Here is a 25,340-nt window from a genome sequence, read left to right on the forward strand (position 1 = left end):
CCGGCGATGGCAAAGGACAAATGGGGGGCGGCAGACCTTTCTGTCAGGATCTCCGCGTCACCGAAGGTCGCCCAGCCCGGGCAGCCGCTGACCTACCACGTCGACGTGCACAACAAGGGCCCGGGTGACGCGGTGCTGCCGCTGCTGCGGGTCCATCTCCCGCACGACTTCCAGGTCATGAACGTCGACGTGGCCGAGTGCGCGCCGGGCCGGGGCTACGACCAGGTGGTCTGCCGCTCCTCCCGCGACGTCCTGGCCGGAGGGTCGGGCGGCATGACGATCACCGGAGTGATCCGGCCGGGGGCGCACGGCCCGCTCCGCGCCCGGGCCACCCTCTCCTCGGAGGTGGTCGACGCCGACGAGGCCGACAACACGGCCGAGACGCTGACGCCGGTGGACAAGGGCGCCGACCTTGCCGTCCGGTTCCGGTCCTCCACACGGTTCACCAGGCCGGGCCACTGGTTCGCGGTGCGCGCGGAGGTGCGCAACAGGGGCCCGCGTGTGGTGAACGACGCCTACGTCTTCCTCCAGCCGAGCGAGGCCCGGCTGCTGTCGGCCTCGGGAGGCCGGTGCCGGAGCGGCCGCGCCTTCGTCGGATGCGCGCTGCCGCCGATCAGGTCCGGGTCGAGCGGCCTGCTCAAGCTGGTCTTCCGCGTGCCGTCCCGGGCGTCGCACGCCGTCGCCACCATGGCGACGGTCTACTCCCGCCGCCTCGGCGACCGCCGGCCCGCGAACAACCGGGCGCAGATGCGCGTCGCCCTGCGGCGCGGCTGACCCGCGTACGGGCCGGCGTGGTCCTGCCCGGCGGCGCGTGCCGTACAGGCTAGCGTGCCGGCCTGTCGAGGGCCGTGTCGTGCGGGCAGAGCGGTATCACGGTGGCGGCCATGTGCTCGGGCACCGTGCCGCGCGCGGTCGCGGGGCCCGTGACCGGGCCCGTCGCGAAGAGCACCCCGGCGGCGGCCAGCGCGCTGCCCAGCAGGATGACCGCCATCAGGGCCGTACGGCGGAGCAGCGGGGGAAGGGCTCTCATGACCTCACCTCATCGCCTGGCGGCCGTTGACGGGCCCTCTGGCGTACGGGGGCGGGTCACCACCGTACGCACAGGGACGATCCCATCACAATCCGCGCCCGGATTCCGGCGTTTGCCACCCTGTCCAGGCGTCGGCCACGATCTCGTGCAGGGTGGTGCGCGCGGCCTTCCAGCCGAGCTCCCGCTGGATCTTCTCGGACGAGGCCACGAGCACCGCCGGGTCGCCCGCCCGGCGCGGGGCCACGACGGCGGGGATCTCGTGCCCGGTGACCTCGCGGCAGACGTCGACGACCTCCTTCACGGAGAAGCCGCTGCCGCTGCCCAGGTTGTAGATGCGGTGCCGCCTCTCGGTGCACGCCGCGAGAGCCAGCAGATGCGCCTGGGCCAGGTCGGCGACGTGGATGTAGTCGCGAATGCAGGTGCCGTCCGGCGTCGGGTAGTCGGCGCCGAACACGCTGACCGACTCCCGCTCGCCGAGGGCCACCTTGAGGACGTTCGGGATCAGGTGGGTCTCCACCGCGTGCCGCTCCCGGAAGGCGCCGTAGGCCCCGGCGACGTTGAAGTAGCGCAGGCTCACGGCGGCCAGGCCGTAGAGTCCGGCGAAAGCGGTCAGCGTGGTGTCCACGGCCAGCTTGGAGGCGCCGTAGGGGTTGCCGGGCCGGGTGGGGTCGGTCTCCACGATGGGCGTGCGTTCCGGCTCCCCGTACGTCGCGGCGGTCGAGGAGAAGACGATCCTGCCCACACCCGCCTGACGCATCGCGTCGAGCAGCGCGAGGGTGCCGCCGAGGTTGTGCGCCCAGTAGAGCCCCGGCTTGTCGACGGACTCGCCGACGAGCGACTTGGCGGCGAAGTGCAGCACCGCGTCGAACCCCGCGGACAGCACCTCACCGGCCTCCGTGATCGACCCCCGTACGAACGCCGCGCCGTCCGGCACCGCGTCGGCGTGGCCGGTGGACAGGTCGTCGAGCACCGTGACCTCGTGCCCCTCCTCAAGGAGGCGTGCCGCCACGACGCTGCCGACGTAGCCCGCCCCACCAGTAACCAGCAACTTCACTGTTTACTCCTGTTGACAATTGTTTGATTATGTACGTCTCGCGCCCAGCTTACGCGCTTCGGATGCTGAGCGGGTTAAATGCCACCAGTGACGCGGTGCTCGCGACTCGTAGGAGACCGCGGATGACATGCTCGACTTCCTGTTGAACGGACTGATGACGTGAGCAACGTCGCGGTGACCATCGCCCTGGTCCTGATCTTCATCGTGATCGGCGGCTTCTTCGCGGCGGCCGAGATGGCGATGGTGTCCCTGCGCGAGAGCCAGATCCGCCGGCTGAGCGGGCAGGGCCGCCGCGGTGCTCGCGTGCAGAAGCTGGCCCGCGACCCCAACCGGTTCCTGTCCGCCATCCAGGTCGGCGTCACGGTGGCGACCGTGCTGTCGGCCGCGCTCGGCGCCGACGCGCTGGCGGGGCGTCTGGCTCCCGCCCTCCAGCAGTGGGGGATGCGGCAGTCGGTCGCCGGGCCGGTGGCGTTCGTGGCCGTCACCCTCGCGATCTCCTACGTGTCGCTCGTCCTCGGCGAGCTGGCGCCCAAGCGGCTCGGCCGCCAGCGGGCGGAGTCGCTGTCGATGCTGGCCGCGCCGTTCCTCGACCGCATCGCGACGCTGTCGCGGCCGGTGATCTGGGCGCTGTCGAAGTCGACCAACGGCGTCGTCCGGCTGCTCGGCGGCAACCCGTCGGCGGACCGGGCCGCCATGACCACCGAGGAGCTGCGCGACATGGTGGTCGGCCACAAGGAGCTCACCCAGGACGAGCGCGACGTGATCGCCGAGGTCTTCGCCGCCGGGAAGCGCCAGCTCAGGGAGGTCCTGCTGCCGCGCACCGAGGTCGAGTTCATGGCGGCGGACACCCCGCTCGCGGAAGCGGCCGTGCTGGCGGCGGCGATGCCGCACTCCCGGTTTCCCGTCTACCGCGACTCCTATGACGACATCATCGGGTTCGTCCATGTACGCGACCTGCTCGACCCCGTCCTCACCGGCCGCATAGAACCGATCAGCGAGCTGGTGCCGATCCGGCCCGTCAAACTGGTGCCCGCCAGCAAGCGGGTGCTCGTCACGCTCGCCGAGATGCGGGACGAGGGCCACCACCTGGCGATCGTCGTCGACGAGTACGGCGGGACCTCCGGGATCGTCACCCTGGAGGACCTGGTCGAGGAGCTCATCGGCGACATCCGCGACGAGTACGACGACGACGGCGAGGCCGTGCGCCTGATCGCGGGGGACATGGAGATCGAGGGGCTGGTCAACCTCGACGAGTTCGCGTCCCAGACGGGCGTACGGCTGCCCGACGGGCCGTACGAGACGCTGGGCGGGTTCGTCATGGCCGCCCTCGGCCACCTCCCGGCACGGGACGAGGTCGCCGAGGCCCCCGGCGTGAAGCTCACCGTGACCGAGATGGACGGGCGGCGCGTGGCCCGTGTCCGCGTGACCCGCACGGCGCCCCCGCCGGCCGACGACGCGCCGGAGGGCGAGGAGTGAGCCTGTCGCGGGCAGCGGGAAACTCCTGACAGAATTGGGTGTCATGGCCCGTCCTCGTGTTCTGTCCGGCATCCAGCCCACCGCCGACTCGTTCCACCTGGGGAACTACCTCGGCGCGGTGCGGCAGTACGTGGCTCTCCAGGAGACGCACGAGGCGTTCTACTTCATCGCGGACCTGCACGCGCTGACCGTCCCCCAGAAGCCGGAGGACCTGCGCCGGCGCACCAGGGTCGCGGCCGCGCAGCTGTTCGCCGCCGGGCTCGACCCGGAGCGGTCCTCGGTCTTCGTGCAGAGCCACGTGCGCGAGCACACCGAGCTGGCGTGGATTCTGATCTGCCAGACCGGCATGGGCGAGGCCGGCCGGATGACGCAGTTCAAGGACAAGTCCGCGCGGTACGGCGAGGGCTCCACCAGCGTGGGCCTGTTCACCTACCCGGTCCTCCAGGCGGCCGACATCCTGATCTACCAGGCCGACCAGGTGCCGGTCGGGGTCGACCAGAAGCAGCACCTGGAGCTCAGCCGCGACCTAGCGCAGCGGTTCAACACGCGGTACGGCCAGACGTTCAAGGCGCCGAGCCCGTACATCCTCAAGGAGGTCGAGAAGATCACCGACCTCCAGGAGCCGACGGCCAAGATGTCGAAGTCGTCGTCGAGCCCGCAGGGGATCATCGACGTGCTGGAGGAGCCTGGCCCGCTGCGCAAGAAGATCATGCGGGCGGTCACCGACACGGGCTCGGAGGTCGTCGCCGACGAGGAGAACAAGCCGGGCGTCACGAACCTGCTGCGGATCCACTCGGCGCTGTCGGGCGTGCCGGTCCCCGAGCTGGAGGCCCGCTTCGCCGGGCAGGGCTACGGCACCTTCAAGAAGGAGGTCGCCGAGGCCGTGGTGGAGACGTTCGCTCCGATCCGGGAGCGTACGGAGAAGCTGCTGTCCGACGAGACCGAGCTCGACCGCCTGCTCGCCTCCGGCGCCCAGCGGGCCCGCGCGATCGCCCGCGAGACCATGGCGCAGGTCAGGGAGCGGATCGGCCTGCTCCCCTCGGAGCCGATCGGCTGACCGCTCGCCGCATCTGCGCACCTCCGCGCGGGCGTCGAACCGCCTCCGCCGGGTAGGAGACGGCGATGGGGATGGTCATGATCGACCGTGTCACCCGGCTGGTGGACGCGGTGAAGGCGCGCGGCCGCGCCGTCCTGGAGCTGGAGCGGATCCGGTTCCGCTGGCTCGACCATCTCGTCAGGACCGTTCAGCGCTACCAGGTGCAGACGGGCGACCGGCTGGCGGGCGCGATCACCTACTTCGCGTTCCTGTCGTTCTTCCCGCTGCTCGCCCTCGGCTTCGCGGTGTCCGGCTACGTGGAGGCGCTGCGCGCCATCCTGACCGAGGCGATCGCCGGCCAGCTTCCCGGGCTCGCCCAGAGCCTCGACATCAACCATCTCGCCGAGGAGGTCCGCGCCCGGGCGGGCATCATCGGATTCCTCGGCGTGCTGTACGCCGGGCTCGGCGCCATGGACGCCCTGCGCGGGGCCCTGCGCACCATCTGGATGACCTGCGAGCCCCCGCTCAACTACTTCCTCGGCAAGCTCAGGGACCTCGTCGCCGTCGTGCTCGTCGGCGTGGTCATGCTGGTGTCGGTGGTGGTCAGCGGCTTCGCGACGGGCGCGACCGGCACCGTGGCCGGCTGGCTCGGGCTGGGCCACTCCCCGCTAGCCGGCAGGTCGGTCTGGCTGGCGGGGCTGGGCGTGAGCCTCGTGGCCGACCTGCTGCTCTTCCTCGTGATCCTGGGGTGGCTCGCCAAGCCGTCGCAGCCCTTCCGGACCGTGCTCAAGGGCGCTGTGTTCGGGGCGGTCGGCTTCGGCGTGCTCAAGCAGCTCGCGGCCCTCGTGCTGGCGGGCACCCTGCACAACCCCGTGTACGGCACGTTCACCGTGGTGGCCGGGCTGCTGGTGTGGATCAACCTGTCGGCCAGGGTCGTGCTCTACGCCGCCGCGTGGACGGCGACCGCCACATTCGGCCCGCCGCCCGAGCCCACGCCCGTGCCGTCGACCGCGATGCCCGACCAGGCGCCGACCGTCCTCGCCCACACCACGGACGAGCAGGCGCCGGCCCCGGCCGACCAGGACTGACGGCGCGGGCCGATCAGGACTGACGGCGCCGCCGGCGGACGCCGTACGCGCCGCCGAGGGCGAGGACGGCGATCACGCCGCCGCCCAGCGCCAGCATGGCCGAAGCGGGCATCCCGTCGTCCCGCTTCGCGGCCGTGGCCGCCGGTGCGTCCACCGTGGGGCTGGGCCGTACGGCGAGAGCGGAGGAGGACGGCGTCGGGGAGGGCGCCGGCCCGACCAGCGTGCCCACCGGCGTGGCCAGGCCCCTGGCCGCGAAGCCCCAGTCGAGCAGCCCGGCCACCTCGTCCCAGAAGCCGCCGGGATGATGCATGATCACGACGATGACGGTGTGGCCGTCGCGCCGCGCCGCCCCCACGAAGCTGCCCTGGGCCTTGGTCGTGTAGCCGTTCTTGACGCCCAGCATGCCCTTGTACTTGCCCAGCAGCTTGTTGTGGTTGGCTATCTCGTAGTGGCCCTTCGGCGCGGGGAACTTGGCGGTCTTCGTGCTGATGTACTCCCGGAAGGCGGGCAGCGTCAGGCCCGCCCGTGCGATGAGCGCCAGGTCGTAGGCGGAGCTGCGCTGGCCGCGCCGGTCGAGCCCGTTGGGTGACTTGGCCACCGTGTCGTACGCCTGGAGCTTGCGGGCCTCGGCGTTCATGTCGGCGAGCGTCTCGTCCAGGCTGCCGTTGGCCTCGGCCAGGGCGTCGGCGGCGTCGTTGCCGGACACCATGAGCAGGGCGCGGAAGAGGTCGTCGATCTTGTAGATCGGCTTGGGCACGAGGCCCACCGCGCTGCCCTCCTCGTTGCAGGCCCACTGGCTGGGCTTCACCACGCGGTCCGGGTCGAGCTTCGGGATGAGCGTCACCGCGGTCAGCGTCTTGAGCGTGCTCGCCGGCATGTAGTGCCCGTGCGGGTCCTTCGCGGCGAGGACGGCGCCGGTGTCGGCGTCGGCGACGACGTAGGCGGACGCCTCGGTCTTCGGCGGCGGTCTGACTCCCGCGGGGGCGACCAGCCCGTGGCCGGCGAGCAGGTCGCCGCCGACGGTCCCGCTGTCGCGTGCCTTCTGGAGAGCCCGCGTGTTCGCCTGTGCCCCCTGCAGGAGCCGCGGCTCTTCGAGCACGCCCGCCTGTCCGGCCCCGTGCGCGGCTCGCGCGTGCGCCGGGCTCCCGGACGGGACGCCGACCAGCACGGTCGTCATCAGTCCTGCGGTCACCAGCGCTGCCGCCCCGGCCCGGTGAGTCGTCGCCATAGGCGGCTTAGCCTAGCCCTGCATGTCTTCGCATGTCGTGAAAGATCCCCAGAGGTCACCGGACCACTCACCCGACACGCCCGCCGATACTGTGAGGATGACGAGACGTGTAGCGGGCTTTCTGTTGGCCCTCGCCGCTTTCATGATCTTTGAATGGATCAACCTCGGCTTCAATCTGGCCGACGGCCATCCCACGGTCTTCTACGTCGTCCACGGCGTCCTGATCGCCGTCAACATCGTCCTCGCGCTGGTGCTCGGCGCCATCGGCGTGCGCGCTTTGATGGCGGGTAGGCCTTAACGGAGGCGGAGGTTTCCCCGGAGGCAGGAGGCATGCGGTGGCGATCGAGTTCAATCCCTCGCGCGGCGCGACGCTGGGCGTGGAGTGGGAGCTTCAGCTTGTCGACCGGCACAGCCGCCTTCTCCGGCAGGACGCCCGGGAGGTGCTCGCCGCCGTCCCCGACCTGAGCGAGAGCCGGCGGCCCAAGGCCATGCACGAGCTCATGCAGTCGCAGATCGAGATCGTCACCGACGTCTGCCACACGGTCGGCGAGGCCGTACAGGACCTCAGGAAGAGCATCGGCAGGCTGCGCGAGGTGGTCGAGCCGCGGGACATGGCCCTGGCCTGCACGGGAACGCACGCGATCAGCGACTGGCGCGACGCCGTCTACGCCCCGATGCAGCGCTACACCGAGCTGGTCGAGGAGATGCAGTGGCTCGCCTGGCGCATCCAGACGTTCGGCGTGCACGTGCACGTCGGCGTGAGGGAGCGGGAGAAGGTGATCCCCATCGTCAACGCCCTCGCCGCCCATCTGCCGCACTTCCTGGCGCTGACGTCGTCCAGCCCCTACTGGGGCGGCCAGGACACCGGGCTGGCGTCCAGCCGGGCGATCGTCTTCGGGGCGCTGCCCACGGCCGGGCCGCCGCACCTGCTCGCCGACTGGGCGGAGTTCGAGGAGTACATGGACACGCTGAAGCGGGCGGGCACGATCAAGAGCATCAAGGAGGTGTGGTGGGACATCCGGCCGCATCCCGACTTCGGCACCATCGAGGTCCGGATGTTCGACGGGATCCCCACGCCGAGGGAGGTCGGCATGGTCGCCGCGCTCTCCCAGTGCCTGGTGCAGCAGTTCGACCAGCAGCTCGACCGCGGCTACAAGCTGCCGCATCCGGCGCCGTGGGTGGTGCGCGACAACAAGTGGCGGGCCACGCGCTACGGGCTGGACGCGGACGTCATCACCGACGACCGCGGCTCCACGGCCCCGATGCGCGACGTGCTCTACGAGATCCAGCGCGAGCTCGAACCGGTCGCGGAACGGCTCGGCTGCGCCGAGGAGCTGGCTGTCATGACGGAGGTGCTTGAGCGGGGGAGCTCCTCCGAGCGCCAGCGGGCGATCCTGGCCGCAGGCGGGAGCCTCCAGGACGTGGTCGACGCGACGATAGCCGAGCTGGCCGAGGACAGGTTCGTCACACCCGATACATTCGGGGGGGAGACGCGGTGGAACCACAGGTAAAAGCAGGGGCATGCCCCGCACTAAACTGGGAGACAACCCGCGAATAGGCGTGACGAAGGGTAGACTGTCCGCCATTCTCGATCACCATGGGCCGAAGGAGCGTCGCATCGATCTCCCCCTGGCGAAGACCGCCGGCTTCCGAGATCCGAGGGATACGACGTAGAGGTCGACTACTGGACGGAGTCCGCTGCCGTGTTGCTAGGGGAAATGGATCTGGAGCCTCTCATAAGGTTCCGCCGGGACATCCACTCTCACCCTGAGCTCGCGCGCCAGGAGATCCGTACCACCGCCGCCGTCGCGGACATGCTCACATCAGCCGGTCTGGAACCGCGGATCTTCCCGAGCGGAACGGGACTCGTCTGCGACATCCAGGGGACCGACGGTCCGACGGTGGGGCTGCGCGCCGACATGGACGCGCTGCCGATCCTGGACGCCAAGGACGTGCCCTACCGCTCGCAGAACGTCGGGGTGTGCCATGCCTGCGGGCACGACGTGCACACGACGATCCTCGTGGGAGCGGCGCTGGAGCTCGCCAAGCGCAGGCACAGCCTGCCGGGCCGTGTCCGGCTGGTCTTCCAGCCCGCCGAGGAGTCCTCCTTCAGCGGGTCGCTCGACATGATCGCCGGCGGTGCGATCGACGGTGTCGACGTGATGTACGCCCTCCACTGCGACCCCAGCCGGCGGCTGGGCGAGGTCGGCGTGCGGACCGGCGCCATCACGTCCGCCCAGGACCACATCGTGGTGAGGCTGCGGGGGAAGGGCGGGCATTCGGCCCGGCCGCACCTGGCCACGAACCCGATCAACGTGCTGGCCTCGGTGATCGCACGGCTGCCCGAGATCGTGAACCAGGCCCTGGAGCCCGACCAGGGAGTGCTCATCGGCTTCGGCATGATGCAGGCGGGTGAGGCCCCGAACGCCATCCCCGCCAGCGCCCACGCGGGCGGGACCGTGCGCATCCCCAACGCCGAGCGCTGGGAGGAGATCCCCAGCATCGTGCAGAAGGCGCTCGGCGAGCTCATCGAGCCCTTCGGGATCGAATGGGAGCTCGACTACAACCGGGTCTGCCCCGCGGTCGTGAACGACGCGGTCGCGGCCAAGATCCTCTACCACTCCGCGCTCACGGTGTGCGGCGAGGAGAACGTCCGGGAGGCTCCGCAGAGCCTCGGTGGCGAGGACTTCGCCTGGTACCTCCGCCAGGTCCCGGGGGCGCTCTTCCGCCTCGGGGTCACCCCTCCGGACGCGACCGTCCAGATGGACCTGCACTCGGCCGCCTTCGACGTCGACGAGCGGGCCATCGAGGTGGGCGTGAAGATGTTCGTCGAGGTAGCGCACAACGCCCTGCAGGCGTACTGACATTCTGCGCCGAGGCGCCCGTTCGTCGAGGAGCCGCGGCGGCGGGGCGGACGTGGTAGAAATCGGCTGATGCCCCTGGTCTCCCCCCTTCGTCCCGAGGACCCGCGGCGGCTCGGTGACTACTCGCTCACCGGCCGGCTCAGCGCCGGCGGTCAGGGCGTGGTCTTCCTCGGCGTGGGCCCGAGCAGGTCGCCCGTGGCGGTGAAACTGCTGAACGCCCGGCTGTCCGGCGGCGCGGCCAACCACCGCAGGGTGACGAAAGAGGTAGAGACGGTACGCCGGGTGGCCCCGTTCTGCACCGCCCGCGTGCTGGACGCGGGGATCGACGACGACCGCCTCTACATCGTCAGCGAGTACGTCGAAGGGCTCTCGCTGCAGGACCACGTCGCGGAGCACGGCCCGCGGGCGGGCGGCACCCTGGACCGTCTCGCGGTGGGGACCGCCACCGCGCTCGCCGCGATCCACCGGGCGGGAGTCGTGCACCGCGACTTCAAACCGGGGAACGTCCTGCTGGGCGACGACGGGCCGCGGGTGATCGACTTCGGCATATCCCGCCTCGCCGACGCCACCCCGACCGGCGGCAGGCCCGTCGGCACGCCCGCCTATCTGGCTCCTGAGCAGCTCAGGGGGGATCCGGCGGGTCCCCCGGCCGACATGTTCAGCTGGGCCCTCACGATGGCGTACGCCGCGAGCGGCCGGCACGCCTTCACGGCCGACACCTACGCCGGGGTCCTGGCGAGGATCCTGTACGGCACGCCCGACCTGGGGCCGATCGACGGGACCCTCAGGCAGGTGGTGGTGGCCTGTCTCGCCGGGGATCCGGAGGACCGCCCCACCGCCGAGGAGGTCCTGAGCCGCCTGCTGGGCCGGGCGCCGTCCCCGGAGACCGCTCCTACGGAGATCATCACCACCGTCCCGGGGGCCGCGCCGCGCACGGCCGCCGTCCAGGACACCGGGCATGGCACCGTGAGCGCCGCAGACGCCGTGAACGCGCCTCCCGTGGTGCTGTCGCCGCCGTCCGCGGGCGGCCGGGTCTCCCGGCGTGCCCGTGCTTTCCGGGTGACGCTGACCCTGGTGACGGCTCTCGCGCTCACGGGCCTCGCCGTGTGGGCCGTCGTCCGCGAGACCGCCTTCTCCTACGACGGCGTGTGGAGCGGCTCCGCGCGCTACCCGGCGGCCAAGCGGGTCTTCCCCGTGGAGATCACCCTGACGGCGCCGGGGCGCATGCGCTGGGGCGCCGACCTGCACTGCCGGGGACGCCTGACCCGGACCAGGGAGACCGGCCGGGGTCTCACCCTGCGTCTGGACCGTGTGACCGGCGACGAGTGCTATCCGGGCACGGTCACGATCACCCCTCGTAGCGATCAGCAGGCCGCGTTCGCCGTCGTGCGCACCGGAGAGAACGCCCCCCGCTACTCGGGGACGCTGAGCCGCGCTCCCTGACCCGCCGCGAGCCGGTCGCCGGAGAATTGGAAAAAGGTTTCATAGGTCACAAGTTCTCCCTTACTTGGCATAAGCGACAGTGGGTGGCGCGAGTCGAGCGAGGGAGATGACGTGCGGGCCATCAGGTTGCTGCTGGCGGGAGCCGTCCTGGTGGTCGCCACCGGCTGTGGGGGTGGTGGCGGCACGGCCACCGAGGGCGCTCCGATGGCGGACGTCATGCGGATCGGGCTCGCCTACGACATCGGCGGGCGCGGTGACAAGTCGTTCAACGACGCCGCGGGGCGCGGGCTCGACGAGGCGAAGCAGAACCTGGGCCATCTCCTGGAGGTGAAGGAGGTGGCGGCGGTTCCAGGGGAGACCGAAGCGCAGAAGGCGGAGCGGCTCCGGTCGATGGCGGAGGACGGCTGCAACCCCGTGATCGCGGTGGGCTACGCCTACTCCGGGGCCATGCGGAAGGTCGCGCCGCGCTATCCGCACACGCGGTTCGCCATCGTGGACGACCCCCTGGCGTCCGGGCCGAACATCTCGAACCTGCTGTTCGCCGAGGAGCAGGGCTCGTTCCTGGTCGGGGCCGCGGCGGCGATGAGGACCAGGACGGGGCAGGTCGGCTTCGTCGGCGGCGTGGAGTCGGCCCTGGTCAAGAAGTTCGAGGTCGGCTACCGGCAGGGGGTGAGATTCGTCAACCCGAAGATCACCGTACGGGTGAAATATCTCACCCGGCCGCCCGACCTCACGGGCTTCGACGACCCGGCCGGGGCCATGCGGGCCGCGCGGAAGATGTACGACGCGGGGGCCGACGTGGTCTACCAGGCGGCGGGAGGTTCGGGCGCCGGCGTGTTCGAGGCGGCGGCCAAGGCGGGTTCGTGGGCGATCGGCGTCGACTCCGACCAGGCCGCGACGGCCGCCCCGGCGGTGCGCGACCACATCCTGACCTCCATGGTGAAAAGGGTCGATGTGGCGGTCTACGACTACATCGCCGGCCTGCTGGACGGCACGGACAAGAGTGGTCCGGTGATCTACGACCTGAAGCTCGGCGGCGTCGACTACTCCACCACGGGAGGCCACATCAACGACATCCAGCCGAGGCTCGAAGAGCTGAAGCAACAGATCATCATCGGCAAGATCAAGGTTTCTTCACGCTGAGCCGCTGGTCACGAGGTGGCGTGAGCTGCATAACGGACATGTTGCGGACTGGTGTGTGGGTTTGGTCTATGCAGGTCAAACAACTATCTTCCGTGCAGGGTTGCCGTGCGTTCAGCGTGCGTGCGACGAGAGTTGGACGGCGCGGACACGGAAGGGGAGTATCACACCTTGCTCCAAAATCGAGTTAGCAGGCTGACCGCAGCCACCGCGGCGGGAGCCATGCTCATGGCCGTCGCCGCCTGTGGAGGCAGTGACAATACGACGACGGCCTCGACGGGGGGCGCGTCCTCCGCGCCGGCCGCGGCGGCCGCCAAGGTGGGCCTCGCCTACGACATCGGCGGTCGTGGCGACGGCTCCTTCAACGACGCCGCCGCCAAGGGCCTGGACCAGGCCGTGTCGGAGCTGAAGGTCGAGAAGAAGGAGCTCGAGGCCACCCAGGGCGAGACCGACGCCCAGAAGGAGGAGCGGCTGCGCCTGCTCGCCTCCGGGGGCTACAACCCGATCATCGCGGTGGGCTTCGCCTACTCGGGGTCGGTGGCCAAGGTCGCCAAGGAGTTCCCCGACACCAAGTTCGCCATCGTCGACGACGCGGACGCCAAGGGCGCCAACATCACGAACCTGCTGTTCGCCGAGGAGCAGGGGTCGTTCCTCGTCGGCGCGGTGGCCGCGCTCAAGTCCAAGAAGGGCAACATCGGCTTCGTCGGCGGCGTCGACGTCCCGCTGATCCACAAGTTCGAGGCGGGCTACGAGGCCGGCGCCAAGGCGGTCAAGCCGGACATCAAGATCCAGTCGAAGTACCTGAGCCAGCCGCCGGACTTCAGCGGTTTCGGTGACCCGGCCAAGGGCAAGACGACCGCCGAGGGCATGTACGACGCGGGCGCCGACGTGGTCTACCAGGCGGCGGGCGGCTCCGGCGGCGGCGTCTTCGACGCGGCGGCGGCGGCGAAGGGCATGGCCATCGGCGTCGACTCCGACCAGGCGGCCCTCCCGGCGTACGACAAGGTGAAGGACGTCATCATCACCTCGATGCTCAAGAAGGTCGACGTCGCGGTCTTCGACTTCCTCAAGTCCTACGTCGGCGGCACCGTGAAGCAGGGCCCGGCGGTCTACGACCTCAAGGCGGGCGGCGTGGACTACTCCACGACCGGCGGCAAGATCGACGACGTCAAGGACAAGGTCGACGAGTACAAGCAGAAGATCATCAGCGGCGAGATCACGGTCCCCACGGGTTCCTGACCTGCGCCGTCGAGGGGCCCGGCGGTACCGTCGCCGGGCCCCTTGGTCTACTCTCACTACCTGTTGTCCTCCCACCAAGGCACTCCGCTCACCCAGGCACTCCGCGAGGAGGGGGCCGTCATCGCCACAGCGACCGCCACCGAACCCGCCGTAGAACTCATCGGAATCACCAAGAGGTTCCCCGGAGTAGTCGCCAACCGCGACATCCGCCTCCGGGTCGCCAAGGGCCGGATCCACGCCATCGTCGGTGAGAACGGCGCGGGCAAGTCCACCCTCATGAAGATTCTCTACGGCATGCAGCGCCCCGACGAGGGGGAGATCCGCGTCGACGGTTCCGCCGTCGGCTTCCACACCCCCGCGGACGCCATCGCGGCCGGCATCGGCATGGTCCACCAGCACTTCATGCTGGCCGACAACCTGACCGTGCTGGAGAACGTGGTCCTCGGCAGCGAGCCCAGGCGCGGCGGCGTCGCCCTCGACTTCGGCGAGGCCCGCAGGAAGATCAAGGAGATCTCCGACGCGTACGGCCTCGGCATCAGGCCCGACGTGCCGGTGGAGGAGCTCGGCGTCGGCGACCGCCAGCGGGTCGAGATCCTCAAGGTCCTCTACCGCGGCGCCCGGATCCTGATCCTCGACGAGCCGACCGCCGTTCTGGTGCCCCACGAGGTGGAGGAGCTGTTCGACAACCTCCGCGGCCTGGTCCACGAGGGGCTGACGATCCTTTTCATCTCCCACAAGCTCGACGAGGTCCTGCGGGTGGCCGACGAGATCACGGTGATCCGGCGCGGGACGACCGTCGCGACCGTCGACCCCAAGGACGTGACCGCCCGCAAGCTCGCCGAGCTGATGGTCGGCAGCGAGCTGCCGAGCCCCGAGACCCGCGAGTCGACGGTCACCGACGTCGTCGCCCTGTCCGTACGGGACCTGTCGGTGCGCGCATCGGACGGCCGGGCGATCGTCGACGGCGTGAGCTTCGACATCCGCAAGGGCGAGGTGCTCGGCATCGCCGGCGTCGAGGGCAACGGGCAGGCGGAGCTGGTCGAGGCCATCATGGGCATCCGCCCCTGCGAGGTGGGCACGCTCACGCTCGGCGGCGCCGACATCGCCCACTGGTCGACCCTCCGGCGGCGCACAGGCGGCATCGGCTACATCCCGGAGGACCGGCACCGGCACGGGCTGCTGCTTGAGTCGTCGCTGTGGGAGAACCGGATCCTCGGTCACCAGAACCAGAAGCCCAACTCCAAGGGCATCTGGATCGACCGCGCCGGCGCCCGCTCCGACACCCGCAGGATCGTGGAGCAGTACGACGTCCGGACGCCCGGGATCGACGTGGTGGCCTCCGCGCTGTCGGGCGGCAACCAGCAGAAGCTGATCGTCGGCCGTGAGATGAGCGGCGACCCGGTGCTGCTGATCGCGAGCCACCCGACCCGCGGCGTCGACGTCGGCGCGCAGGCCGCCATCTGGGACCACCTCCGTACGGCACGCGCCGCCGGCCTCGCCGTGCTGCTGATCTCCGCCGACCTCGACGAGCTGATCGGGCTGTCCGACTCGCTGAAGGTGCTCCTGCGCGGCGCGATCGTCGCCGACGTCGATCCCGCGAACGTGACCCCCGAGCAGCTCGGCTCGGCCATGACGGGCGCCGGGGAGGGCGTATGACTGAGCGAGACCATGGGACCGGGGCGGGCATGGGCACGTTCCTCGACCGCATGCTGGGCCGGGTGCGGCTGGGCGGCTGGCTCGCCGTCGCCGCGCCGGTCATCGCCATCGCCTTCGCGGCGCTGATCACCTCGGTCGTGCTGCTCGTCGCCGGCAAGGCCCCGCTCGAGGCCTTCAACGCCCTCGCCCAGTACGGCACCAGGCCGCCCACGATGGTCCTGATCCTCAACACGGCAGTCGGCTACTACATCTCCGCCCTGGCCGTGGCCATCGGCTTCCGGATGAATCTGTTCAACATCGGGGTCGACGGCCAGTACCGGCTGGCGGCCGTGGTCGCCGCCTCGTTCGGCGGCGCCGCCCTCCTCCCCGGCGTGCTGAACATCATCGCGGTCGTCGTCGTGGCGATGGCCGTCGGCGCGCTGTGGGCCGCGATCGCCGGCCTGCTGAAGGTGACGCGGGGCGTCAGCGAGGTCATCTCGACCATCATGCTCAACGCGATCGCCACCGGCCTCGGATCCTGGCTGATCAGCGACCACTTCGGCGTCCTGACCGGCAACGACATCGCCACCCGGCCGATCCCGGACGACGCGCACGTGCCCGGCATGCCGCTCATCGCCGGGACGGCGCAGCTGGTCAACGGGTTCCTCGTGCTGGCCGTCGTCCTCGGCGTGGCCTACTACGTGCTGCTCAACCGGACCCGGTTCGGCTTCGAGCTGCGGGCGACGGGCCAGTCCGAGCCGGCGGCGGTGGCGAGCGGAGTCGGCGTCAAGAAGATGGTCGTCGTCACGATGATCATGTCCGGTGCGGTCGCCGGCCTGATCGGCATGCCGGAGCTGCTCGGCCAGTCGTTCAAGTACAGCAACAACTTCCCGGCCGGCCTCGGCTTCACCGGCATCGCGATCGCCCTGCTCGGCCGGAACAACCCGGTGGGCATGGCGATCGGCGCTCTGCTGTGGAGCTTCCTGGACAACTCGTCCAACACGCTCCAGCTGCTCGACATCTCCAAGGAGATCGTGGCCATCATGCAGGGAGTGATCATCCTCTCCGTGATCATCGCGTACGAGCTGGTCCACCGGTACCGGAACGTCGCCGAGCAGCGGCGGGTCAGCCGGCAGCTCGCCGCGCCTCCCGGGCCTCCGGGGCCCGCGGGGCCCTCGGCGCCGCCCGCGCCAGAGGGGGCACGGGCATGACGGCGACGGGCCTTTCCGTGGGACAGCCGGTGAAGGCGCCGCCGTCCCGGCGGCTGCGGCTGTCGACGCCCATGCTGCTGCTCGGCATCTTCGGGCTGATCGTGCTGCTCGCCGTCGCCCGGGTGATCACCGGCGCCAACGACATCACCTCAGGCGGCACGGCGAGCGCCGCCCTCGGCCTCGCGGTCCCCATCGGGCTGGCCGGCCTCGGCGGCCTGTGGTCGGAGCGGGCCGGAGTGGTCAACATCGGCCTCGAGGGCATGATGATCCTCGGGACCTGGTTCGGCGCCTGGGGCGCGCTCCAGTTCGACAACCCGTGGGCCGGCGTCGTGGCCGGGGCCGTCGGCGGCGCGCTCGGCGGCGCGATCCACGCGCTGGCCACCGTGACCTTCGGCGTCGACCACATCATCTCCGGCGTCGCGATCAACATCGTCGGCCTCGGCATCACCCAGTACCTGTCCAAGCTGGTCTTCGACGGCATGCCCGGCGGCGGCGCCAAGCAGTCGCCGCCGGTGACCGAGATGGCGACGCTGAGCGTGCCCGGCATCGGTGAGCCGCTGCGGAGCCTGGAGGGCAGGCACTGGTTCCTGCTGTCGGACTTCGCCGGCCTGCTGCGGGGCATCACCCAGGATGTGTCGTCGTTCACGGTCCTGGCGATCCTTCTCGTGCCGCTGTCCTTCTGGCTCCTGTGGCGCACGCCGTTCGGGCTGCGTCTGCGGGCCTGTGGCGAGCGGCCGGTCGCGGCGGAGTCGCTGGGCGTCAACGTCTACCTCTACAAATGGGTCGCGGTGCTGGTCTCCGGGCTGCTCGCCGGGCTCGGCGGGGCGTTCCTGTCGATCGTGGCCGCCGGGATCTACCGGGACGGGCAGACCGGCGGGCGCGGCTACATCGGCCTCGCCGCCATGATCTTCGGCAACTGGCGGCCGGGCGGGCTCGCCGGCGGAGCCATCCTGTTCGGCTACACCGACGCGCTCCAGCTCCGGCAGGGCGGCGCGTCGGTGCACGCGCTGCTGCTGGTCGTCGCGCTGCTGCTCGCCGCCGTGGCCGTCTTCCAGCTCGTACGGCAGGGCCGGGGCAGGGCCGCCCTGCTGACCGGGCTCGGCGCGATCGTGGTCTTCGCGGTGTTCGCCGTGACGGACACGGTGCCCGAGCAGTTCACCTCGTTCACCCCCCATCTGACCACGCTGCTGGTGTTGTCGCTGGCCTCGCAGAGGCTGCGGATGCCGGCGGCCGACGGCATTCCCTATCGGAGGGGGCAGGCGACATGACATCTGACGTCATCGACTGGGAGGCGCTGCGCGACGAGGCCCGGGAGGCGATGGCGCACGCGTACGCGCCGTACTCCAAGTTCCCCGTCGGCGCCGCCGCGCTGGTGGACGACGGCCGGGTCGTCACCGGCTGCAACGTCGAGAACGCGTCGTACGGCCTCGGGCTGTGCGCCGAGTGCGGCCTGGTGTCGGCGCTGCACGCGAGCGGCGGCGGGCGCCTGGTCGCGTTCACCTGCGTGGACGGCCACGGGGAGTTGCTGACGCCGTGCGGGCGCTGCCGCCAGCTGCTGTTCGAGCACGGCGGGCCGGAGCTGCTGGTCGAGACGCCCGACGGGCCCATGCGGATGGCCGACTTCCTGCCGTTCGCGTTCGGCCCGGACGATCTGTCGAGGTAGGGGGAGAGCGTGGGTTTCGACGCGATCGAGGTCATCACCACCAAGCGGGACGGCGGCGAGCTGTCCACCGCCCACATCGACTGGGTGGTCGCCGCGTACACGCGGGGCGAGGTGGCCGACGAGCAGATGTCGGCGCTGCTGATGGCCATCCTGCTCAACGGGATGAACCGCAGGGAGATCGCCGACTGGACCCAGGCGATGATCCGTTCGGGGGAGCGGATGGACTGGTCGGCCCTCGACCGGCCCACCGCCGACAAGCACTCCACCGGCGGCGTCGGCGACAAGATCACCTTGCCGCTCGCGCCGCTGGTCGCCGCCTGCGGGGCGTACATCCCGCAGCTCTCCGGGCGCGGGCTGGGCCACACCGGCGGCACGCTGGACAAGCTGGAGTCCATCCCCGGCTGGCGGGCGTCGCTGTCGAACGCCGAGATGCTGCACGTCATCCGGACGGCGGGGGCCGTGGTCTGCGCGGCGGGCAGCGGGCTCGCCCCGGCGGACAAGAAGCTCTACGCGCTCCGCGACGTCACCGGCACGGTGGAGTCGATCCCGCTGATCGCCTCCTCGATCATGTCGAAGAAGATCGCCGAAGGCACCGGCTCCCTGGTGCTCGACGTCAAGGTGGGCTCCGGCGCGTTCATGAAGACCGTGGAGAACGCCCGGGAGCTGGCCGAGACGATGGTCGCCCTCGGCGCCGACGCGGGCGTGCGGACCGTCGCGCTGCTCACGGCGATGGACCGTCCTCTCGGCAAGGCCGTGGGCAACGCGCTGGAGGTGGCCGAGGCCGTCGAGGTCCTCGCCGGCGGCGGCCCCTCCGACGTCGTGGAGCTCACCGTACGGCTGGCCAGGGAGATGCTGGAGGCGGCCGGCGTGCCGGACGCGAGGGACCCGGAGGAGGCGCTCAAGGACGGCTCCGCGATGGACGCCTGGCGGCGCATGATCAGTGCGCAGGGCGGCGACCCGGACGCGGTCCTGCCGAGGGCCGCCGAGTTCGTGGAGGTCACGGCGCCCGAGTCGGGCGTGCTGGCCACGCTCGACGCGCTGAAGGTGGGGGTGGCCGCCTGGCGGCTCGGCGCGGGGCGGGCACGCAAGGAGGACCCGGTGTCGGCGGGGGCGGGCATCACGCTGCACGCCAAGCCGGGCGATCTGGTCCGCTCGGGCATGCCGCTGATGACGCTGCACGCCGACGAGACGTCCAGGTTCGCCCGCGCCCTCCAGGCGCTTGAGGGCGCCTTCGAGATCAGGCCGTCGAGCGGCTCCGGCCTCCTGCCTCTGATCATCGACCGCGTCACCGCCTGAGGCCCGCAGGCGCCGGGTGGCGGGTCAGGCGCTCTTCACGACGCCTCCGTCGATCAGGTACTCGGAGCCGGTGATGTTGCTGGGCGAGGCCACGAAGGCGATGAGCCGTGCGACCTCCTCCGGCGTGCTGAGCCGGCCCGTGCTGGGGCTCAGCGAGCTCAGCAGCCGCTCGGCGAGCACCTCGTGCGGGACGCCCTGCTCCCTGGCGATCCTGGCGATCAGGCCGTCCGGGTCGGTCCACACGCCCGTGCGCACCGGGCCGGGTGAGACGGTGACCGCGCGCACGCCGGACGGGCCGAACTGCTCGGCGAACACCTTGGTCAGAGCGTTGAGGGCGGCCTTGGAGACGTTGTAGTCGGCGGGGCCGGCGCTGACGACGCGCGCGCCGGCAGAGGAGACGTTGACAATGGTCCCCCTGCGCTCGACCAGGCTGGGGAGGGCGGCCCGGCTGACCCGCAGCGCGCTGTAGAAGTGCAGGGCGAAAGTGTGCTCCCAGGCGCTGTCCGGCAGGTCGAGGACGTTGAGCAGCGCCCCCTGGGCCACGTCGTCGGTGTCGCCGACGCCGACGTTGTTCACGAGCAGGTCGATCCCGCCCAGCTCGGCCAGAGCCTGGTCGACGAGGGTCGTGGCGCCGTCCGCGGTGGACAGGTCGACCGGCACATGCAGCGCGCCCGTCTCCTTGAGCTCCGGCGTGAGGGAGCGGGAGCCGGTGACGACGCGCATCCCCTCGGCCAGGAGCGTACGGACGACGGCCAGGCCGATTCCCTTGCTTCCACCGGTGACGACGGCGGTCTTGCCCGAGAGGTGCAGGTCCACGGGTTCTCCTTGGGATGACGACGCCTGGTTGGCGACGTTCGTTTGGCGACGTGCGTATGGCGACGTCCGTTTGGTGTCGCGGATCGGGAAAACGAATGTAAGGGAACGATCCCTATCGTGACGGTAAAGGCGAGACCGGGCTTGACGCAAGGGCTTCAGGTGATCGCCAGGCCCTCAGGTCTCCGTACGGGCCGCGGCCGGGGCGGCGGTCACTAGTCTGGAGGCGGGAAGTCAGAGGCAGCGAAAGTCAGAGAGCAGGGAGCCGATGCGCCGCACCGCAGCGCAGACCCGGGAGCACGTGCTGGAGATCGCTCACGACCTGTTCTACCGGTACGGCATCAAGGCGACCGGGGTGGACAAGATCGCCGCTGAGGCCGGGATCGCGCCGACGACCCTCTACCGCCTCTTCCCCTCGAAGGACGACCTGGTCGCCGCGTACGTCGAACGGGCGGGGCTGGCGTACCGGCAATGGGTGGACGAGGCCGTCGGCGCCGACGGCCTCGATCCGCGCGGGCGCGTCCTGGCCCTGTTCGACGCGCTCTTCGTCCAGGTCGGGGCGGAGGACTGCCGGGGATGCGTCTTCCTCATGGCGCTGGCGGAGCTCCCCGATCGCGATCTCCCCGCGCACCGCAGCGCCACGGCGGTCAAGGAGTGGATGCGCGGCAGGCTCCGCGAACTCACGAGGGAGATGGCCGCCGTGACCCCGATCCGGGACCCGGCCGCGCTCGCCGACCAGCTCGCGCTGATCGTGGAGGGCGTGTACGCGTCCGTACAGGCCCTCGGCGTCGACGGCCCGGCGCGGCAGGCCCGCGGTCTCGTCGAGATCCTGCTCGGCCGGGAGGGCTGACCCGCATCGTGTGGCCGCCCGTGAGGCGTACGGCGTGTCAGGCGGTCCCGGCGGCGTTCGCGTTCGGCGCCTGCTCGCGCAGGCGATCGCAGACCGGGCTGCCACCGTTCACCAGGTGCGGGAACAGATGCGCGGCCAGGACCGCGCGGTGGGCGGGGACGGCCTCGGCGTGCCGCCGCCGGCCCTCCTCGGTGATGTGCACGAAGACGCCCCGGCGGTCGGCCTCGCACATGGCGCGGGCCACCAGGCCCTCGCGCTCAAGCCGGGCGATCAGGCGGGACAGCGCGCTCTGGCTGAGGTGGACCTGATCGGCCAGCTCCTGCACGCGGAACTTGACCTGGGGATCGACCTCGCAGGGAGGCGGGCCCTCCGACAGGCGCTCGAGCACCTCGAACTCGCTTACACCCAGCCCGTGCTTGTCGCTCAGCTCCCGCTCCAGTGCGCACGACACCTCGGCGTGGCGAGCGAGCAGCTCGCGCCAGGCCATCACAACGAAGTCACTGTCCGTGTCGTTCATTGTCCGCCTTTCTGCGCGCGAGCTTAGCATGCACGCACACTATATGCAAACGCATTAATTGCTTGTGCATTGGATGCATGCGCATGTAAGTTCGTCCGCATGTCTTCCTCCACTCAGGACGAGCGCTGGGGGGCGCGCCTGTGGGGTGCCCTCACCGTTCTCTGCGCCGTCGTCTTCCTCGACGCCCTCGACGTCTCCATGGTGGGCGTCGCCCTGCCGTCCATCCAGGCCGACCTCGGCATGACCACCTCCTCACTCCAGTGGGTGGTCAGCGGGTACGTGCTCGGGTACGGCGGTCTGCTGCTTCTCGGGGGCCGGACCGCCGACCTGCTCGGCCGCCGCAGGGTCTTCCTCGCCGCGCTCGCCGTCTTCGCCGTCGCCTCGCTGCTGGGCGGTCTCATGACCGACGGCACCCTGCTGATCGCGGCCCGCTTCGTCAAGGGCATCAGCGCCGCGTTCACCGCGCCCGCCGCCCTGTCCATCATCACCACGACCTTCGCCGAGGGGCCGGCCCGCAACCGGGCCCTCAGCATCTTCACCGCCTGCGGCGCGAGCGGGTTCTCGCTGGGGCTGGTCCTGTCCGGGGTGCTGACCGAGATCGGCTGGCGCTGGACGTTCCTCATGCCGGTGCCCGTCGCCATCATCGCCCTGATCGCCGGGGCCCGGCTGCTCGACCGGGGCGAGCGCGGCGAGGGCGGCCATGACATCCTCGGCGCCGTCATGATCACCGCGGCCATGTTGCTGCTGGTCTTCGCCGTGGTGGAGGCCCCGAAGGTGAGCGTCGTGCGCACCGTGCTCTCACTCGCTGGAGTGGCCGTCCTGTTCGGCCTGTTCGTCTGGCTGGAGAACCGGGTCCGCCACCCCCTCGTCCGTCTCGGGATCCTGCGCTCCGCGCCGCTGGTCCGGGCCAACATCGGGCTGATCATCCTTTTCGGCTCGTACGTGGGATTCCAGTTCGTGGCGATGCAGTACTTCCAGAACCTGCTCGGCTGGAGCGCCCTGCAGACCGCGCTGGCCTTCCTGCCGGCGGGACTGCTGGTGGCCGTCAGCTCCACCAAGATGGGAGGGCTCGCCGACCGGTTCGGCACCGCCCGGCTGATCGTGGCAGGGTCGGTCGCCCTGCTCGCCGGTTACGCGGTGTTCTTCCAGGTGGACGAGCACCCCAGCCTCGCGACGATGGTCATTCCCGGCATGGTCCTGCTGGGCGTCGCCTTCGGCCTGTCCTTCCCCTCGCTCAACATCCAGGCGACGGCCGGGGTCCACGACGAGGAGCAGGGGCTGGCCTCCGGACTGCTCAACACCTCCGGCCAGGTCGGCGGCGCCGTCGTGCTCGCGATCGTGACGGCCGTGCTGACCTCCGGGACCGGCGCCGACCCCATCGTCCGGTTCCGCTCCGCGATCGTGGTGTCGGCCGCGTTCGCCCTGCTCGGACTGATCGTCGCGCTGACCGGGCTCCGTTTCCGGAGCAATGCGGCAAGCGCCGCGGAGGAGGCCGAGGAGAGGGTGCTCGAAGCGGCCTGAGACCGCTGACGGAGGGGGCGTCCCGGGGGCCGGGCGCCCCCTTTCCGTCGTTTCCGCCGGTCTCCCGTGTAGCCGGTGTCCTGTGGCCGGGGTGTCCGTGCCGCGGTCGCCGGCGCGGGGGCGTATCGGTCAGCGCAGGTAGCCGGGGGCCCACCCGCCGAGCACCTGTCCGGCCGTGTCCAGCGCCATCAGACGCGCCGCGCCCGTCCGCACGTCGATGGCGTAGACCGAGCGGCCGTCCCACGGCCGGGTCCCCCGGACCGTCTCCACAAGGATCTCGTGGCCGTTCGCCCAGCCGCGTACGCTCTTCATGAGGGTGTCCTCCGGCAGGGCGGCCTCGTGGCGCGTGCGGACCTTCCCGGTGGCGGCCTCGACGGTGACCACCATGCCGTGGTCGTCGTCGGCGAGTCCCGACGACAACGCGAGGATGCGGCCGTCCGCCGACAGCGCGGCGCCACGGCTGAACAGGAGCCTGTCGACACGTGCCTGGCTGACCATCCGGCCGCTGGGCCGCAGCCGGACCACGCGGGTGGTGAGCGTCCGGCCGGGCACGACGCCGGCGTCACGGGCGATCGTGCCGGTGACCGTCCCGTCCTCGGAGACCGCGAGGACCTTCATCCGCTGCGGCAGGGTCCACGTACGGTTCCGGGTGAAGTCGTGCAGCCGGGGCTTGGGCACGCGTGCGCCGGCGCCGAAGTCGACGGCGATCCACCTGCCGGCGGGGGAGATGACCAGGCCGGTGTCCTTGGGCACCTTCTGCACGTATTCGACGGTCTCGCTGTACTCCACCACGGAGTGCCGCCTGTCCATCACCACGAAGTCCGTCATGTTGAGGCCGAGGTAGGCCATCCGGTTGCCGTCCGCACTGATCGCGAAGCCCGCACGCGAGCCGGTGGCATGGCGCAGGTCGACGTCGGCGATTCGCCATTGCTCGCCCGTCGTCGTGACCACGCGCCACTGGTCGCATCCGGACTCCCTGTCCTGCTGTGGGGCGCAGTGGCCCCGGTAGGCGAACCTGATCGGGGCCCCCACCGTCGACGGCAGGGTGCCGGGCACCGCCTCCGGATCGGCCGGATCAGGGCTCGCGTGGTGGCCGCCGTACGGATCCGCGTTGGGGCCGCCGGGGCCGCCGGGGCCGCTGGGGAGCGCCGCGCGGTGCTGGAGCCTGCCGCCCGCGGCCGCCACACCGAAGGCCAGCGGGGTCAGGACCAGCGCGGCCAGCGTGACGCACACGCTCGTGACGAACGCCCTGCGGCCCGCTCGGCGCCGCAGTACCGAGCGGAGGACCTCGCCGGAGAGATCGCCGCCGGGGTCGAGGCCGGAGTCGAGGCCGGAGTCGAGGCCTGAGTCGAGGCCGGGCGGCTCGGCGGCGAGCGCGGCCAGCTCCCGGCGCAGCCCCGCCTGCCAGGGGTCCTCGTCGATGCCGGGCGGGACCGGCATGGCTCCCGCAGCCTGCACTGTGCCTGGCGGCGCGGGCCAGCCGGAGAAGGGGCCGGGAGGGCCGGAGAAGGGATCCGTGCCGCCGGGAGGCGCCCAAAACCCGTCGGGCGGGGCCCACTCAGGCGGCCCGGTCGCGGTCTGGGTCGCAGAATGGGGCGCGGTCTGGGGCGCGGTCTGGGGCGCGGTCTGGGGCGCGGTCTGGGGCGCGGTCTGCGTCGCGGTCTGGGGCGTGGTTTGGGGCGCGGGCTCGGCCGGCCCGCTGGTGGGCGACGGGGGTGTGGAGAGAGAGGGAAGCCGGTGGCGCAGCTCTGAGAGCGCGATGACCGTCTCGGAGCGAGCGGTCAGGATGCCGGTGCCGCACATCCGCGCCGCGTGCGGCTCAGCGGCGCCGTCATGGAACTGAGCCACGATCAGGGCGCGCCGAAGGGGTGTCAGCGCAGCCAGCGCGCTGGTCAACGGCCCGTGGGACGGCTCGGGAGCGGGGTCCTGTGTGGTCGGGGGAGCGGGCGTCTCGCGAGACACCCGTTTGAGGTGGGCGGCGAACAGCGCGACCCGTGCCGCGTACACCGGGGACGACCACCGCACCGCGCTCCAGTGGGCTGCCACGCCGGACAGCGCCTTCTCCACGAGCACACGGGAGGCCGCCGTGTCACCCGTCAGCAGGAAAGCCGTCCGGGCCAGCGACGGCGACTGATCGGCGACGAAAGCCGCGAATCCGGGGAGCTCTCTCATCCGTTCCTCGCCAGGTGAGGGGCGGCGGGACGGGGAACCGCCGTGCTCACGGTCTACGTCCCGG

At 71.1% G+C, this 25,340-nt stretch carries 23 protein-coding genes; 17 read left to right on the forward strand and 6 right to left on the reverse strand.

Going from position 1 to position 25,340, the window contains the following annotated elements:
- Positions 1-6 precede the first annotated feature (6 nt).
- Entirely contained in the window at positions 7-774 is a 768-nt protein-coding gene (locus AB0B72_RS00330; protein WP_367736069.1) for a hypothetical protein, read from the forward strand.
- 49 nt (positions 775-823) lie between these two features.
- Here the strand turns inward: AB0B72_RS00330 and AB0B72_RS00335 are convergent, their stop codons facing one another.
- Positions 824-1,030, reverse strand: a complete 207-nt coding sequence (locus tag AB0B72_RS00335) for a hypothetical protein (RefSeq protein ID WP_367736070.1) — start codon at positions 1,028-1,030, stop codon at positions 824-826.
- A gap of 85 nt (positions 1,031-1,115) precedes the next feature.
- On the reverse strand, positions 1,116-2,084 hold the full coding sequence (galE, locus tag AB0B72_RS00340) for a UDP-glucose 4-epimerase GalE (protein WP_367736071.1): 969 nt from the start codon (positions 2,082-2,084) through the stop codon (positions 1,116-1,118).
- Positions 2,085-2,243: 159 nt separating this feature from the next.
- On the opposite strand from galE, the gene AB0B72_RS00345 reads away from it, so the two are divergent.
- From AB0B72_RS00345 to AB0B72_RS00355, 3 genes are all read left to right on the forward strand, one after another.
- On the forward strand, positions 2,244-3,560 hold the full coding sequence (locus AB0B72_RS00345; protein ID WP_367736072.1) for a hemolysin family protein: 1,317 nt from the start codon (positions 2,244-2,246) through the stop codon (positions 3,558-3,560).
- A gap of 43 nt (positions 3,561-3,603) precedes the next feature.
- Positions 3,604-4,617, forward strand: coding sequence for a tryptophan--tRNA ligase (gene trpS, locus AB0B72_RS00350; RefSeq protein ID WP_367736073.1), 1,014 nt, complete (start codon positions 3,604-3,606; stop codon positions 4,615-4,617).
- A 65-nt stretch (positions 4,618-4,682) separates the two neighbouring features.
- Positions 4,683-5,684, forward strand: a complete 1,002-nt coding sequence (locus AB0B72_RS00355) for a YihY/virulence factor BrkB family protein (protein WP_367736074.1) — start codon at positions 4,683-4,685, stop codon at positions 5,682-5,684.
- A gap of 13 nt (positions 5,685-5,697) precedes the next feature.
- On the opposite strand, the gene AB0B72_RS00360 is transcribed toward AB0B72_RS00355, so the two are convergent.
- Positions 5,698-6,912 (reverse strand): D-alanyl-D-alanine carboxypeptidase family protein, encoded by a 1,215-nt coding sequence (locus AB0B72_RS00360; protein ID WP_367736075.1) that lies wholly within the window; start codon positions 6,910-6,912, stop codon positions 5,698-5,700.
- A 97-nt stretch (positions 6,913-7,009) separates the two neighbouring features.
- Here AB0B72_RS00360 and AB0B72_RS00365 point away from each other — a divergent pair, with 97 nt between their 5' ends.
- The 11 genes from AB0B72_RS00365 to AB0B72_RS00415 all read left to right on the forward strand — a co-directional run bounded on the left by AB0B72_RS00365 (position 7,010) and on the right by AB0B72_RS00415 (position 19,403).
- Positions 7,010-7,210 carry an SCO4848 family membrane protein gene (locus AB0B72_RS00365; protein WP_367736076.1) on the forward strand — a complete coding sequence of 67 codons (201 nt, stop codon included), beginning with the start codon at positions 7,010-7,012 and terminating at the stop codon, positions 7,208-7,210.
- A gap of 37 nt (positions 7,211-7,247) precedes the next feature.
- Entirely contained in the window at positions 7,248-8,423 is a 1,176-nt protein-coding gene (locus tag AB0B72_RS00370) for a glutamate--cysteine ligase (RefSeq protein WP_367736077.1), read from the forward strand.
- Between the two features lie 207 nt (positions 8,424-8,630).
- The gene (locus AB0B72_RS00375) at positions 8,631-9,776 is read left to right on the forward strand and encodes an amidohydrolase (protein ID WP_367736078.1); all 1,146 of its coding nucleotides are present in this window, start codon (positions 8,631-8,633) and stop codon (positions 9,774-9,776) included.
- A 69-nt stretch (positions 9,777-9,845) separates the two neighbouring features.
- Entirely contained in the window at positions 9,846-11,219 is a 1,374-nt protein-coding gene (locus AB0B72_RS00380) for a serine/threonine-protein kinase (protein ID WP_367736079.1), read from the forward strand.
- A gap of 111 nt (positions 11,220-11,330) precedes the next feature.
- A complete protein-coding gene (locus AB0B72_RS00385) occupies positions 11,331-12,362 on the forward strand; it encodes a BMP family protein (RefSeq protein WP_367736080.1) in 1,032 nt (343 codons plus the stop codon).
- A gap of 225 nt (positions 12,363-12,587) precedes the next feature.
- The gene (locus AB0B72_RS00390; protein WP_367736081.1) at positions 12,588-13,598 is read left to right on the forward strand and encodes a BMP family protein; all 1,011 of its coding nucleotides are present in this window, start codon (positions 12,588-12,590) and stop codon (positions 13,596-13,598) included.
- Between the two features lie 120 nt (positions 13,599-13,718).
- Positions 13,719-15,254 carry an ABC transporter ATP-binding protein gene (locus AB0B72_RS00395; protein ID WP_367736470.1) on the forward strand — a complete coding sequence of 512 codons (1,536 nt, stop codon included), beginning with the start codon at positions 13,719-13,721 and terminating at the stop codon, positions 15,252-15,254.
- Positions 15,251-16,444: an ABC transporter permease gene (locus AB0B72_RS00400; protein ID WP_367736082.1), complete on the forward strand. Its 1,194-nt coding sequence runs from the start codon at positions 15,251-15,253 to the stop codon at positions 16,442-16,444. Before AB0B72_RS00395 ends, AB0B72_RS00400 begins: the two co-directional genes overlap by 4 nt.
- On the forward strand, positions 16,441-17,712 hold the full coding sequence (locus AB0B72_RS00405; protein ID WP_367736083.1) for an ABC transporter permease: 1,272 nt from the start codon (positions 16,441-16,443) through the stop codon (positions 17,710-17,712). Before AB0B72_RS00400 ends, AB0B72_RS00405 begins: the two co-directional genes overlap by 4 nt.
- Positions 17,709-18,107: a cytidine deaminase gene (locus AB0B72_RS00410; RefSeq protein WP_367736084.1), complete on the forward strand. Its 399-nt coding sequence runs from the start codon at positions 17,709-17,711 to the stop codon at positions 18,105-18,107. The genes AB0B72_RS00405 and AB0B72_RS00410 overlap by 4 nt, the downstream gene beginning before the upstream one ends.
- Before the next feature lie 9 nt (positions 18,108-18,116).
- Positions 18,117-19,403, forward strand: coding sequence for a thymidine phosphorylase (locus AB0B72_RS00415; RefSeq protein WP_367736086.1), 1,287 nt, complete (start codon positions 18,117-18,119; stop codon positions 19,401-19,403).
- Positions 19,404-19,427: 24 nt separating this feature from the next.
- On the opposite strand, the gene AB0B72_RS00420 is transcribed toward AB0B72_RS00415, so the two are convergent.
- On the reverse strand, positions 19,428-20,219 hold the full coding sequence (locus tag AB0B72_RS00420; protein ID WP_367736087.1) for an SDR family NAD(P)-dependent oxidoreductase: 792 nt from the start codon (positions 20,217-20,219) through the stop codon (positions 19,428-19,430).
- 265 nt (positions 20,220-20,484) lie between these two features.
- Between AB0B72_RS00420 and AB0B72_RS00425 the strand changes: the two genes are divergently transcribed.
- Positions 20,485-21,066 (forward strand): TetR/AcrR family transcriptional regulator, encoded by a 582-nt coding sequence (locus AB0B72_RS00425; protein WP_367736088.1) that lies wholly within the window; start codon positions 20,485-20,487, stop codon positions 21,064-21,066.
- Between the two features lie 37 nt (positions 21,067-21,103).
- Here AB0B72_RS00425 and AB0B72_RS00430 read toward each other — a convergent pair whose 3' ends face one another.
- Entirely contained in the window at positions 21,104-21,583 is a 480-nt protein-coding gene (locus tag AB0B72_RS00430) for a MarR family winged helix-turn-helix transcriptional regulator (RefSeq protein ID WP_367736089.1), read from the reverse strand.
- Positions 21,584-21,682: 99 nt separating this feature from the next.
- Here AB0B72_RS00430 and AB0B72_RS00435 point away from each other — a divergent pair, with 99 nt between their 5' ends.
- Positions 21,683-23,104, forward strand: a complete 1,422-nt coding sequence (locus AB0B72_RS00435) for an MFS transporter (protein WP_367736090.1) — start codon at positions 21,683-21,685, stop codon at positions 23,102-23,104.
- Between the two features lie 129 nt (positions 23,105-23,233).
- On the opposite strand, the gene AB0B72_RS00440 is transcribed toward AB0B72_RS00435, so the two are convergent.
- Entirely contained in the window at positions 23,234-25,276 is a 2,043-nt protein-coding gene (locus tag AB0B72_RS00440) for a hypothetical protein (RefSeq protein WP_367736091.1), read from the reverse strand.
- Positions 25,277-25,340 lie beyond the last annotated feature (64 nt).

Source organism: Microbispora sp. NPDC049125 (assembly GCF_040802045.1).
GTDB lineage: Bacteria > Actinomycetota > Actinomycetes > Streptosporangiales > Streptosporangiaceae > Microbispora.